The following is a 13,195-nucleotide window of genomic DNA, read 5'->3' as shown; positions in this document are numbered from 1 at the left end:
GAAACCCCCGATCGCTAACGCGATCGGGGGTTTTGTCTTTATAGCCCTGCAGAAATCTTATTAGCGGTCACGGCGCTCAGCGCCCACACGGTTGCAACCCCGGCTATTTCACGGTGCTACTGAATCACCGTATTGTGTGATCTGCTTGATTGCCTTGGAGGAAGGGGACGAGGTATCGCTAGCTGACTTTGGTTTTTGCTTTGTGTGCGGGTAATGGTTGAGCGTTGGCCTGGCTGCGCAAATATTGCGTGACAGCCTTTACCCCTCTGTTCAAGTGAAGTTGCAGAGCTTGCACAGCCTCCTCGACCTTCCCGTCCCGTGCCAGCTTGAGTAACTCCCAATGGTCGTCCTGAGCAAGCTTCCCCAAACCCATGGCTGATAGGTTGAAGCGAAGGAAGCGCTCTTCCTCACTCAGCCCTTGCTCCACCGCCGCTGATAACCGTTTATTAGGGACCTTGGCATAAAGCGCCATGTGAAACATGCGGTTGAGTCTGCCCATTTCTGAATAGTCAGTTTCGACTTCCAGTCTTTCAATACATAACCGTGCTTCTGCCAGGTCCTCGGCATCAAGGAGCGGGACTGACAGGCGGAGTGCTTCTGACTCAAGAAGGATGCGTAGCCCATATGCATCAACCGCATCCTCGCCGATCAATGGGGCCACCACGGCGCCTTTGTGAAGTTCGACTCGTAGCAATGACTGAGCTTCAAGTTGGCGAAGTGCTTCGCGTACAGGCATACGGCTAACGCCAAACAGCGTGGCAAGCTCTTGCTGGCGGAGTGCGGTTCCGGCTGGTAATCGACCATCCAGGATCGCACTGCGTAGTTTCTCCTCGATCACTGTTCTGGCCAAATGCGCAGGCGGCTGTTCATCGCCTATGATTGCGCACAGGAGGCTTTCTCTAGCGGAGTTGGGCATCGCTACTTATCTTCATGGGTACTGTTATTGGATCCAATGGACACTAGGTCCTGCGCTAGGGGTTGTCAAATTGCCAGCACGTAAGTCAGCAATCCGCGGCTGGTTTTGCCGTTCTATTGCGCGCACTTATAAAGCATAGCGCGCCGCCAGCTGCGGCTAGCCCAGCCAGTACATAGAACATTGTGGTGGGTGGCGTATTGATCAGCAGATAGCCGCAAATTACCGGGCTCAGAGCACCACCAAAGGCGGCGAGGTTCTGCGCGCCATAGTAACTGCCGCGTAAGGCTTCGGGGGCTATCGTATCGACGAACAGATATTCGGCGGGATATATGATCATTTCACCGAGCGTGAAAATGAACATAGCGATACACCACGTCAGCATGCTGTACGAGAGACTGAAGCCGATCAGCCCCAGCACAAACAACCCGATCCCCACGCAAATCCACCCGGCCAGTTGTTCACGCTTTAGCCAGCGCCCAATCTGATATTGCATGACGATCACTGTCACCGCATTACAGGCCAGTACAGCAGACAGGATGTGCAACGCATCCTCCTGCGCATGAGTAACCAACAGAAATTGCGACAAGTAGAGCGTGAAGCGACCATGGACGATGGTACTGAGCAGGCTACCGGAGGTGAACAGGATTAACGTGCGGTCGTTTTTAAGGATTCGAAGCGTGTTGAGAAAGCTCTGCGTCTTTAACTCATCGACAGGTTTGACTGGCGCAATACCTACCATTAGAAACACGCTGCCCAAAGCAATTGCGCTTGCAATAAGGAACGGTGCGAGTGGAAGGAACCCTGCGATGAGCACCCCGAGCATGGGGCCTGTGGCGTAGCCGATGTTGGTCAGCGTGTAGCGCAGTGAAAACACTTTTGCACGCATACCGATGGGCAGGTTTTCGCTGATGATTGCTTTGGAGCCGATTAGAAACAACGCTGACGCCGCCTCAGTGATCACCAGCGTAAGAGTGGTCAGATACACGTTGTGGGCAAAGGTCAGCAAGGTGAAGCCTATAGCGCTTGAAAGCATCGCCATGATCAACAGCCTGCGCTTGTCCAGGCGATCAATGATATAGCCGCCGTACAGCCCAAGCAGTGTGGCGAGAAACACTGCGATGCCCATCAGCAAGCCGACATCTTGCTGGTCCAGCCCCAATCGATTGCTCAGGAATAGCGTCAGTAAAGGGCTGGTGATTGCGCGGCTGACAACAATAGTCAGCGAGCAGATCAGCAGGCGACGAATGACAAGGGAATACGTGGCCACGCGGAGTGTACGTCCTGAAGGGGTGAGGCATGGCGTACAGTGCCAGCCCGGACAACTGAGCAGGATGGCAGGCTCATCCTGCGCAACACTGTCAATCGGGTTGTTCGGCAAGCTTATATACAAAGTGAGCTGGCGTCAGCGACTGTGCCGGTCGCGATAGAGGCGTAGGGACGGGGTGATGACTTCGATGCAGCCGTGGGAGAGTCTGTAGGAGCTGCCGAAGGCTGCGAATGGCGGCGCGTTAGCGAAACTGCCTTCGTAGCTTTCGATAGCTCCTGCAGAGCATGCGTACAATCCAGAAAATTAAATGCGCTGGAATGAGCTTTGGCGCGAGAGGCAATAAAAAGCCCACTCTTGCCAGCGATCAGAAATCCACCGTAGCCGATACCTTGAGAGTTCTTGGCGTGCCTTGGGTCAGATAGTTATTGGCGGTAGACGCCGAAGCCCAATACGCTTTGTTTGCCACGTTCTCCACATTGGCGCGCAGGGTGATATCCCTTTTGTCCACGGTGAAGGTGTAACGGGCGCCCAGATCAACACGGGTCCACGCCGGGATGCTCAGCGTATTGGCGCTGTTTATGTACTGCCCGCCCGTGCGCAGCAGACGCGCGTTGAGCGCAGCCCCTCGAATGCCTGGCACATCCCAGTCGCCCCCAAGATTAAATTGGAAGCGAGGCACGCCCGCTGCACGGTTGCCATCAGTCGCGCCCCCTGCGGTTTTCGTCAATTCAGTCTTCATCCAGGTTGCACCGGCCAGCAGACGCAGGCCCTCTAGAGGCTCGCCGAACACGTTCAGCTCAACGCCTTTGTTGATTTGCTCACCATCAACGCTAAACGTTCCCAAGGTCGACCCGGGATTGGTGTAGGTGGCGCTGTTCGGCTGTTCAATCCGATAAACCCCCAGCGTCGCACCATATGTATCCCAGTCCAGCTTGACCCCGGCTTCTGTCTGTTTGCTTCGATTGGGCGGGAATACTTCCCCAGGATTGGTCAGGCCAGTGCCCGTGGGGGCAGTGGGTCCCTGCGCAAGCCCTTCGATACGGTTCGCATAAAGCGAGACGTGCTCCCACGGCTTGAGCACAAGGCCATAGACCGGGGTTGTGATGGACTCGCCGTAATTCGAGGTACGATTTCCAGTTGCAGTGTTCCAGGAATCGACTTCAATCGTTTGGCGGCGCAAGCCAAGCGTCAACAGAATGCGATCATCGATGAAGCCCAGCGTGTCCGAAAACGCGGCGCTTTTCATGCGGTTCTTGCCAACGATGCGCGGGTCGTGAAGGTCGCTGCCAAAGTACGTGGCCGGCGGCGTTGGACGGGGTGCTTGAACCGGGTCATAAAGGTTGCCGGGAAAACGGCTGGCTACATACAAAGCCTCGTAAGCCGAACGCTGTTCACCCCAGATACCGGACAAACCGAAGTTCATCTGATGCGTGACAGGGCCTGTATTGAAATGCCCGTTAAGGCCGGCCATGGCGCTCTTGTTGTCTTCATCATGGGGTGGGTAGAGGAAGCCGCCCCGCGCCGTGCCCGATTTGTCGCTGACATACAAAGACGAATAAACCCCGTTTTCGCGTGTGTGCTTGGCACCCACACCGGCATACGCCGTCCAGTTGTCATTCAGGTCATACTCGCCATTGAGCATGCCGTACGTATCTTCGAGCTGCGACCAGGTCCAGTCCTGCGAATAGTTATGACTGGCCGACGGCGCTTTGGGTACCGAGGTGCCAGTGGGATATACCACCGCGCGCCCTTGGTTGATACGCTCTTTCTGATAGCCAAGATCGGCCGACAGCCGCAACCGGTCGCCGCGGTAATCAAGCGCTACAGCGATCAGCGACGAACGCTGCGACTCATCGTCAATGGCAGTATCGCCTTCATGCTGGGCCAGATTGACTCTGACGCCCAACTGATTATCTTCACCAAACCGCTGCCCCAGATCGAGATGTCCGCCAACCTGGCTTTTGCCCGTGTAGTCCAGGGTGACACTGCGGGTTGGCGTATCCATAGCCCGCTTGGGCACCAGATTTACGCTGCCGCCGATGCCGCTGCCTGAAGGCGAAACACCGTTGATGAACGCGTTGGGACCCTTGAATAATTCGACGCGCTCCAACGCTTGGGTGGTGATGATTTGTCTAGGCAAAATGCCGTACATACCGTTGAACGAGATGTCGTCGGTCTGCAGCGGCAAGCCGCGAATAGTGAAAACCTGAGAGAAGTTACCGAAACCCGCCGATTGCCGGACCGATGCGTCATTGAGCAACACATCGCCTACCGTTTTAGCCTGTTGATCAGCGATGGTTTGTGCCGTGTAACTCACGACGCTGAACGGCACGTCCTTGATCTCGCGGTTGCCCAGCACACCTAGCCGAGCGCTACGTCCGACCTGGCCGCCGGCGTACACCTCGCTGTCACTGATTGACTGCCCGTCCACGTTGGTTGCGCCCAGCTCAACGGCATCGCTTGCATCGAGCTGCGGCGCCACGGTGTAGCCGTTGCTGCCGGTGTTCAACAAGGTGTAACCCGTTCCGGCCAGCAACTGCGCAAAGCCCGCCTGCACGGTGTAACTACCTTTCAGCCCGTTACTTTGGCGATTGTTGAGCAAGGAGGCATCAAACGACAGCGGCACACCGGCCAGCGCCGCGAATTGTGCCAGCACATGCCCAAGCGGGCCGGGGGCGATGGCGTAGTCCTGCGCTGCGGTGCTGGTGGTCGCGTCCGCCGCCAAGGTGCTTTGCAGCGGCAGGGCTGCCGTCAGTGCAATGGCAATGCTCAATGCCTTGAGGGGCAAGCGGGAAAGGCGATTGTGGTGCGAATGCTGGAGCAACCTGGATGTCATGCGGCATACCTGTCGGCGCAGAGAAAATGTGGGCGTTATCTGCACACCGCACGACACGAGAAAAGGTATCAGCGAAAGTGAAATTATTTTTTGCGTCTACGCGCGAGGCTCAACCGTGACCCAGTAACGGGTCATGTTGCTGACGGAGATCGGCAGCGTGTCGTTCAATAAACGCAGGCTTGCGTCGGTGTCGCGCAGAGAAAATGCGCCGGAGACCTTTAGCTCGGCAACTGCGGAGTGGCAGCGCAGCATGCCTGGTCGATAGCGCCCCAATTCAGCGAGCAAATCATCCAGCCGCATGTCCTTGGCCACCAGCATGCCGTTTTCCCAAGTCAATGCACTGGCATCCACGCTGTTCACCGGCATCAGTGAGTAGTCACTGAAAGCGCTTTGTTCGCCCGCCTGGAGCACGCGTTTGTTTACCGAGTGGATGGGCTGCATTTCGACTGCACCTTCCAGCACTGCAACGCGGCTAAATTGTTCATCCAGCCTTACGCTGAATTTCGTTCCAAGAGCTCGCGCGTTGCCGTGCGGTGTCCTGACGATAAATGGCCGATAACGGGCAGATGGGTCCTTTGCTGTGGTGATCAGCACCTCACCCTTGATCAGCTCAATGCGGCGCTCGCCCTCACCGAAGGCAATGTTTACCGAACTGGCAGTGTTGATGACCACGTGAGTCCCATCAGGCAATGTCAGCTTGCGCTGCTCGCCGATAGCGGTGTGTTGATCGGCTGTCCATTGCTGCCATGGCAAGCGCTGATAGGCCAGCCACGCAGTGGGCCCGGCGAGCAGCAACAAGCCCAGACGGGTCAATGCCTGACGGCGACCGATACCTTTGTTGCGGCCGATCTGCTGCAGCGTCTGCGTAGCAATCGAACCTGGCACTGAACGAAAATCGCCAAGTATGGATTCAGCTCGCTGCCATGCCTGAGCATGCTGGATACTGCGGCTGCGCCAGCTCTGTATGGCTCGATGGTCCTCATCGGTCGCCGCTCCTGAGTGCAGCTGTACCAGCCAGTCCGCGGCCTCGCCAAGAATCTGCGGATCAATGGGCTGGTTCATCAGGCCACACTCAGGCAGGCGAGAAATGCTTCACGCATGTAGCGTTTGACGCTGATCAGCGACACGCCCAGCTCTTGGGCAATTTGCGCGTAGGTGAGCCCGTCCAGCTGGGACATGAGAAATGCCTGGCGGGGTTTTTCCGGCAGCTCTCTGAGCATGGCCTCGATTCGGTACAACGCCTCGAGAATCAGCAGTCGGGTTTCAGGCGAGGGCACTTCCGGCTCGGGCAAGTGAGCGATCGTTTCGAGATAGGCACGCTCGACGTCCTGACGCCGCCAGCGATCAATCACCAGACCCTTGGCTATATGTGTCAGCAGGGCCCGTGGTTCACTGCCGATACAACGAGCCTGCCGTGTGAGCAGACGTAAAAAAGTATCGTGTGCCAGATCGGCCGCGTCGCTGGCGTTGCCCAGCTTGCGGACGAGCCAACCCTGCAACCAGCCGTGATGGTCACAGTAAAGGTTGTGGATTTCCAGATTGAGTGATTGATCAGCGGACGACATAGATAACCACTGGAGCGCGTCCGGCATCCATGCCAGATGTAATTAAGAATTGATCGCAATTCTATCCGCGTTCAGTCAGAGGTGGCAATTTTTGAAAGCGTGGGCGCGCAGGTACTGATCAACCCACTCGCCACTTTGTCAGTCGGAATGCTGTTTTTGTCTGCCGAGCGTGAGTTCTGCGTGCCGTGCTTGCTGCGAATCAGGTGCCCCGATTCAACCGATCACTAACACCGCGTAATCGTTCTGCGTGAGCAAGCCCGGCGCCTACAGATTGACGTGAGCGCTAGCCTTTCATTCCCGGCAAGCCCCAGTTTTGCAGCGGGAAGTCAGCCAGCGATTTCAGAATCAGATCCGCGTGCTCGTACTGCTCCAGCGGCATGTGTGAGTCGGGCACGGCCACGGCGTACATGCCAGCAGCCTTGGCAGCCGTAACGCCGAAGGGCGAGTCTTCGAACACCAGGCAGTCGGCCGGCGCAACACCCAGACGGCTAGCGGCGACCAGGAAAATATCCGGCGCAGGTTTGGCTGCACCGACTTCCGGATCATCTGCAGTCACCACGGTTTCGAACAGTTCGAACCAGCTGCGGTGCATCTCGGTCTTGGCGTGGAAATAATGAATCGAGGAACTGGTGCCGACCGCGATGGGAATATTGTTTTCCGCCAGATGCCGCACCAAGGCTTCAGCGCCATGCATTGCGGGTGCTTTAGGGAAACGCTCGTCCAGCATCGGGGCGCGGATTTCGAGGAACTCGTCCACTGAGAGCGGCAGCTCCAGCGCCTGGATCACGTAACTGGCGAAGTCCTGCGCGCCGCGGCCGATGGTGTGCTGTTTGACGGCCCAGTCAAATGTGCGGCCGTACCGGCTGGCAATCAAATGGGTGACTTCGGTGTAGACCCCCTCGGTGTCCAGCAACAAGCCGTCCATGTCGAAAATCACGGCCTTGATTGGGCCTCGCTCACTTTGCTGCTCAGTCATCGTCTCGGATCCTGTTATTTCAAACCGGGTCCCAGCCTAACGTCTTGAGCAAGACTATTGCTACCCCGCACCTGAATGCAGGCAGTTTGCAACCAAACAGCGAGAACGCTGCCCAACAGCGGTAGAAAAGGAGCATTCGTACACGCAAAACAGCAACAGCGCTGGGTCATGAGGAGATGGCGGTGATAACCTCTCGCAACTTTTCGCCCTTGCATTGTGCTGCTTTGGTCGGCCTGTAACCAGGTTGCCGAAAACCCGCAGAGGGTTCAGGGAAGATTTTTTCCAATTACCAGAAACGGATCTCTTCGAGTCAAAAACATGAATAAATCAGTAGGCATCGTAGCTGGCGTCATCGTTGTTGTGGGAGCGCTGGCCACCGCCGGTGCGTGGTACACGGGCACCCGAATCGAAGGCGTACTGCGTGATTCGATCGAACAGGGTAACCAGGAACTGGCCAAATCCCTCAAAGGCTCCGGTAGCAGTATCACGCTGGAAATGCTGTCAATTGATCGGCACCTGTTCAGCAGCACGGCTCACTACCGTGTACTCGTTCACGACGAGAACCTCACTACTGAAGGGAAAAATGCCGAGTTCCTGTTTGTCGACAATATCGAACATGGTCCGCTGCCGTTCTCTCGTCTGAAGAGCTTCAAGCTGCTGCCGGTCATGGCGCAGAGCAACTTCCAAATGGAGCAAAGCCCGAGCGCGACGAAATGGTTCGCCATGAGCAATGGCGCCAGTCCGGTCACCGGCCACGCCAGCGTCGGTTATGACCGCGCTGCTACTGGCGCGCTGTTGTTGGCCCCGCTGGAGTTGAAGGACACCGACGGTACGTTCACCTTTTCAGGCCTGCGCCTGGATACCGAAGCCAGCGCTGATGCCGAGAAGATCAAAGTGCTTGGCAAGATGGACAATTTCCAGCTGAACGTCACCTCCGAAGAAGGTGAGGTCGCGCTGGGTGCTAAAGGGGTGACCCTGGACATGGGCGGCACCAAAGGCAAATCCGGGTTCTATCTGGGCCACAACAACTTGAGAGCCGATAGCTTCGTGGCACAGGTTGCAGGGCAGGCTCCCATCGCGCTCAAAGACGTAACCGGCACCAGTCTGACTCAGGAAGAGGGCGGCAATCTTGCTGCGCAGATGAGCTACAACGTCGGCATGATCAGTTACAACGGCAAGGACGTAGGCGCGTTGCAGTCCGCGTTCAAGATCAGCAACTTCGATGTCGCGGCTTCACAGGCGCTATACGACCTGTATCAGACAAAAATTCTGCCGCAACAACAGGCCGCCAATGCTGCCGGTGAGAAGCTGGTGCTGCAACTCAGCCCGGCAGACCAACAATTGATCGATACGCAAATCATCAAATTGCTGGCCGCCAAACCGCACGTCGAGCTTGAAAGGCTCGCGCTCAAGACGGCCAACGGTGAAAGCCATTTGCGCGTTGCTGTGGATTTGACCGACACCGGCTCAACCGAACAGCCATCGCCAGATCGTTTCCGCAACGCCATCGCTCAACTGGAAGCGCGACTGGTGCTGTCCAAGCCGATGATCAGTGACCTGGCAACGCTGCAAGCCAACCTCGCTGGGCAGACCGACCCAGCTGCGATCGCCGAGCAAGCCAAAGCAGCTGGCGATATGGCGGGTGCGATGGCGGTGATGATGCAAGTGGCCAAGGTTGATGGCGACAACATCGTCTCCAACCTGCAATACGCCAACAACATCGTCGATTTCAACGGCCAGAAAATGACCCCGGAGCAATTTATTGCCCTGATCATGAGCAAAGTCATTGGGATGCGGATGAAGTAAGAGGGCGCTGGGTGGTTCGGCAATGAGGTGATTACCGGTCACACAGCGCCTGGCTGGCTGAATGCAATTCTTGTGGGAGCTGGGCTTGCCCGCGATAAGTCTGGACACGGTTCACTTTGGATCGCGTTCAGCCTTATCGCGGGCAAGCCCAGCTCCCACAGAGACCACACTTTTTCTCTAGGACTGATGGAGACGCAAGCTTTTAGGCCAACATGCATTCACCTGAGAAATGCATGACCTCAAACCGGCGGCTGACGCGGGATGTCGACCGGCGTCTCGTGGACGTCGATCTCCGGTCGCACATTGCGCGACGAGATTTCCGTGCGCAGTTGCGGCAGACTTTGCGGATATTGCTTGGCGATGAACGCAATCAAGCGTTCGCGCATGTGGCAACGGGCGTCCCAGCTGCGTGAAGAATCCGCCGAACTCAACAGCACCCGCAATTGCATGGCTTTGGCATTGGTGTCGGCGACTTGCAGCACGCAAACGCGGCCGTCCCACAAGTGCGGGATGTCTTCACAAATGCGCTGCACTTCTGCACGCAACTCTTCTACCGGCAGTGAATAGTCCACCCAGACAAACACCGAGCCGATCAGGCTTGAGGTCGCGCGGGTCCAGTTCTGGAACGGCTTCTCGATGAAGTACTGCAGCGGCACCACCATGCGCCGCTCATCCCAGATTTTGATGACCACGTAAGTGCCACTGATTTCCTCCACGCGACCCCACTCACCTTCGACAATCACCACGTCGTCGAGGCGGATCGGTTGGGAGATGGCGATTTGCAGACCTGCGATCAAATTACCCAGCACCGGCTTGGCTGCAAAACCTGCGGCCAGACCTGCCAGGCCCGCCGATGCCAGCAGGCTGGTGCCGATCTTGGCCACGGGTGGGAAACTCATGAGAATCAGCCCGGTACCGAACAGCAACACCAGCGCATTCAGGCAGCGCACCAACACCCGAACCTGAGTCTGTATACGGCGGGCATGAAGGTTATCTTCGATATCCAGCGGGTTGCGGATCGCCACTGCTTCGCCCACGGCTTTGACGCAACTGAGCACCAGCCAGGTAAAACCTGCAGTGACTAACAGCCCGTTGATATGGCGCACGGTGCCAATCAGCACCAGATCATCAGGCGCCGAGGTCCAGACCGTTTGCAAAGCCAATAACGGCAGCAACCATAAGGTCGGGCTGGCGGCGCGATAGACCAGTTGCTGTGGCAACACAAATGAATTGGCGACACGACGCAGCACACTCAGTGCCAGCCAGCGAATCAGCAAAGCCAGCAATACCGCAACGCAGGCGGCGATCAGGGTCTTGAGCCACGGCAGAGGCACTGCCTCCAGCCAGCTCTGAGGCAATAGATATTCCATCGACGGTATCCATAGCAGAAATGACTTTAAGCCGAGCGGACCCTCTCGGATTCAGCCCGTCGGCCTCGATGGCGATAGCTGCCTGAAAAGTGTGAACCCCGCAAAGGCGTAAATGTTCCCCTGCCGTAGGAGGGTTGTGGTCTGATCTCCACGGTCTAGCCCTTGAAATAGAGCTGTCGCAGCGTGACAGGCTACTTTTTGACCGGCAACAAAAAACCCGCCGAAGCGGGTTTTCTTCAAGACCATTCCAACATCCTGTCGGTAAGCCCTCCGGGCCATGGTCGATCATCCTTGATCCTGTGCGCGTCCTGCGCATCAGTTGTTGGATCCAATCTTACTCAGGAACCCGCAGGTGCAATAGGGCGAATTGCCTCCTCTTGGTGTAAGCCTTTCGCTATATATGCTAGTTATTCTCATTAAGGTCGGGCTGAGTCGCGTCTCTGAAAGGCTATGCAGGGTGTTGCGTAATATTTAGCAACAAACATCTCCCGGAACCTTGAGTCGGGACGTAGCGAGGTTGACAATGCGATACCTAATCATTCCGCTGAGATTCACCGATGTCGATGCGTTCCCGTTTTCTGGCCTGGCTGATGTTGCCGTTGTTGGCGTTGTGCAGCTTCGGCCTATTGGCCGACCCCACTGATGGTGCGGCGCAAGTGCTGCATTTGCTTGATTACATGGGTGCCGACTACCCGTCGACCGTAGCCGACGGCAAGGTGGTGGAAGAGGATGAATACCGGCAGCAAGTAGAGGCTCTGGGCATTTTACGGGGCTTGGTGGCTGCACTGCCTGCGCGAGCAGAGCGCGATGAACTTGAAAAAGGCGTGTCCAGCCTCGCTGATGCAGTGGCCAAGAAGCAGGACGGCGCTCTGGTCACCCGTCAGGCCCGCCAGTTGGGTGCCCGGTTGGCAGTCGCTTACGAAGTGAGTCAGGCTCCGGTGATTACTCCGGACCCTGCGCGGGGTGCGCCGCTTTACGCACAGCATTGTTCGGTCTGCCATGGCGACGCTGGCGCGGGTGATGGACCTGCGGGTATTGGCCTGGAGCCGCCGCCGTCTAATCTGCGCGACGCGGCCCGTCTGGATCGACTAAGCCTTTACGACCTCTACAACGCTGTAGGTCTGGGAATTGCCGGGACTGATATGCCGGCGTTTGCCGATCAGCTGGATGACCGCCAGCGTTGGGACATCGCGACCTATATCGCGAGCTTCAGTGCGCAGCCGGTGACAGCGCCATTCAAGACCTACAACCTCGCCGATCTGGCGCGGCAAACACCTATCGAAATCAGCGCCGCCGAGGGCGAGCCGGCCGTTGCCACGTTCCGCGCTCAACGTGCCCAGCCACCTCAGGTCCAGCGTGGCCCCGCGCAGTTGCTTGATTACACCAGCCAGACGCTGGACAAAAGCCTGGCGGCGTATCGTGCGGGCGATCACGAACAGGCTTACGACTTGTCTGTCGCTGCCTACCTGGAAGGCTTCGAGCTGGTTGAAAGTTCGCTGGACAACGTAGACGCCAATGTTCGCAAAGACACCGAGAAAGCTTTGATGGCTTATCGTCAGTCCTTGCAGGACGGGCTGCCGCTGGAGCAAGCCGTACAAAAACTGGACTTCGCCAAAGCCAAACTTAAAGAGTCGGCGGGCCTGCTGGGCAGTGATGGATTAAGCACCTCGCTGAGCTACATTTCCGGCCTGCTGATTCTTCTGCGTGAAGGCCTTGAGGCCATTCTGGTACTGGCGGCGATCCTTGCGTTTCTGCGTAACACTGGCCAGGAGTCAGCGGTACGCAGTGTCAATATCGGGTGGGGGCTGGCACTGTTGGCGGGGCTGGGAACCTGGGCGCTGGCGGCTTACGTGATCGATGTCAGCGGCGCGCAACGGGAATTGCTTGAGGGCGCGACGGCGTTGTTCGCGAGCGTGATGGTCTTGTGGCTGGGTGTCTGGATGCACGACCGTCGCCATGCAGCAGCCTGGCAGGATTACATCAAAAGCAGCCTGGTGGGCGGCGGTGGTCGTTTCGGGTTTGCGATTCTGGCGTTTTTCTCGGTGTATCGCGAGCTGTTCGAAGTCATCCTGTTTTACGAAACCCTCTGGCTGCAAGCTGGCCCGGCTGGGCACAATGCAGTGCTGGCGGGCGGTGCCACGGCATTGGTGTTGCTGATCGGGCTGGCGTGGATCATCCTGCGTGGCTCGGCAAAACTGCCGCTTACGCTATTCTTCGGCATCAACGCAGCACTGTTGTGTGCGTTGTCGGTGGTGTTCGCCGGGCATGGCGTAAAAGCCCTTCAGGAAGCCGGTATTTTCGGTACCCGTCCTGTGCCGTTCTTCGAGTTCGACTGGCTGGGCATTCATGCCGATGCGTATTCCCTGTGCGCCCAACTGATAGCCTTGCTGGCGATTGCAGTGCTGTATGGTCGCAGCTGGTTGGCGGAGAAGCGCAGGGCGCAGACCGTGTAAGTTGCG

Annotated in this window: 9 protein-coding genes; 2 read left to right on the top strand and 7 right to left on the bottom strand. The window is 57.3% G+C overall.

Annotated elements, in window-relative coordinates; all coding sequences use genetic code 11:
- Positions 1-178: 178 nt before the first annotated feature.
- From AUC60_RS20800 to AUC60_RS20775, 6 genes are all read right to left on the bottom strand, one after another.
- Positions 179-916, bottom strand: a complete 738-nt coding sequence (locus AUC60_RS20800; RefSeq protein WP_087272037.1) for a GntR family transcriptional regulator — start codon at positions 914-916, stop codon at positions 179-181.
- 85 nt (positions 917-1,001) lie between these two features.
- Positions 1,002-2,183: an MFS transporter gene (locus AUC60_RS20795; protein WP_087272034.1), complete on the bottom strand. Its 1,182-nt coding sequence runs from the start codon at positions 2,181-2,183 to the stop codon at positions 1,002-1,004.
- Positions 2,184-2,547: 364 nt separating this feature from the next.
- Entirely contained in the window at positions 2,548-5,019 is a 2,472-nt protein-coding gene (locus AUC60_RS20790; protein WP_087272031.1) for a TonB-dependent receptor, read from the bottom strand.
- 96 nt (positions 5,020-5,115) lie between these two features.
- Positions 5,116-6,081 (bottom strand): FecR domain-containing protein, encoded by a 966-nt coding sequence (locus tag AUC60_RS20785; RefSeq protein ID WP_087272028.1) that lies wholly within the window; start codon positions 6,079-6,081, stop codon positions 5,116-5,118.
- On the bottom strand, positions 6,081-6,584 hold the full coding sequence (locus AUC60_RS20780) for a sigma-70 family RNA polymerase sigma factor (RefSeq protein WP_087272025.1): 504 nt from the start codon (positions 6,582-6,584) through the stop codon (positions 6,081-6,083). Before AUC60_RS20780 ends, AUC60_RS20785 begins: the two co-directional genes overlap by 1 nt.
- 283 nt (positions 6,585-6,867) lie before the next feature.
- Entirely contained in the window at positions 6,868-7,560 is a 693-nt protein-coding gene (locus AUC60_RS20775; protein ID WP_087272022.1) for an HAD-IA family hydrolase, read from the bottom strand.
- Positions 7,561-7,878: 318 nt separating this feature from the next.
- On the opposite strand from AUC60_RS20775, the gene AUC60_RS20770 reads away from it, so the two are divergent.
- On the top strand, positions 7,879-9,366 hold the full coding sequence (locus AUC60_RS20770; protein ID WP_087272019.1) for a YdgA family protein: 1,488 nt from the start codon (positions 7,879-7,881) through the stop codon (positions 9,364-9,366).
- A 239-nt stretch (positions 9,367-9,605) separates the two neighbouring features.
- Here AUC60_RS20770 and AUC60_RS20765 read toward each other — a convergent pair whose 3' ends face one another.
- The gene (locus AUC60_RS20765) at positions 9,606-10,736 is read right to left on the bottom strand and encodes a mechanosensitive ion channel family protein (protein WP_087272016.1); all 1,131 of its coding nucleotides are present in this window, start codon (positions 10,734-10,736) and stop codon (positions 9,606-9,608) included.
- A gap of 557 nt (positions 10,737-11,293) precedes the next feature.
- Between AUC60_RS20765 and AUC60_RS20755 the strand changes: the two genes are divergently transcribed.
- The gene (locus tag AUC60_RS20755) at positions 11,294-13,189 is read left to right on the top strand and encodes a cytochrome c/FTR1 family iron permease (protein ID WP_087272010.1); all 1,896 of its coding nucleotides are present in this window, start codon (positions 11,294-11,296) and stop codon (positions 13,187-13,189) included.
- The last annotated feature ends 6 nt before the right edge of the window (positions 13,190-13,195 follow it).

The organism is Pseudomonas caspiana (assembly GCF_002158995.1).
Taxonomy (GTDB): domain Bacteria; phylum Pseudomonadota; class Gammaproteobacteria; order Pseudomonadales; family Pseudomonadaceae; genus Aquipseudomonas; species Aquipseudomonas caspiana.
This window is presented reverse-complemented; position numbering and strand designations above follow the sequence as displayed.

Excerpts from the sequence above, each read along its gene's own strand:
- AUC60_RS20780 (WP_087272025.1), bottom strand. The coding sequence starts at position 6,584 with ATGTCGTCCGCTGATCAATCACTCAATCTGGAAATCCACAACCTTTAC.
- AUC60_RS20755 (WP_087272010.1), top strand. The coding sequence starts at position 11,294 with ATGTCGATGCGTTCCCGTTTTCTGGCCTGGCTGATGTTGCCGTTGTTG.
- AUC60_RS20790 (WP_087272031.1), bottom strand. The coding sequence starts at position 5,019 with ATGACATCCAGGTTGCTCCAGCATTCGCACCACAATCGCCTTTCCCGC.
- AUC60_RS20800 (WP_087272037.1), bottom strand. The coding sequence starts at position 916 with ATGCCCAACTCCGCTAGAGAAAGCCTCCTGTGCGCAATCATAGGCGAT.
- AUC60_RS20775 (WP_087272022.1), bottom strand. The coding sequence starts at position 7,560 with ATGACTGAGCAGCAAAGTGAGCGAGGCCCAATCAAGGCCGTGATTTTC.
- AUC60_RS20785 (WP_087272028.1), bottom strand. The coding sequence starts at position 6,081 with ATGAACCAGCCCATTGATCCGCAGATTCTTGGCGAGGCCGCGGACTGG.
- AUC60_RS20770 (WP_087272019.1), top strand. The coding sequence starts at position 7,879 with ATGAATAAATCAGTAGGCATCGTAGCTGGCGTCATCGTTGTTGTGGGA.
- AUC60_RS20765 (WP_087272016.1), bottom strand. The coding sequence starts at position 10,736 with ATGGAATATCTATTGCCTCAGAGCTGGCTGGAGGCAGTGCCTCTGCCG.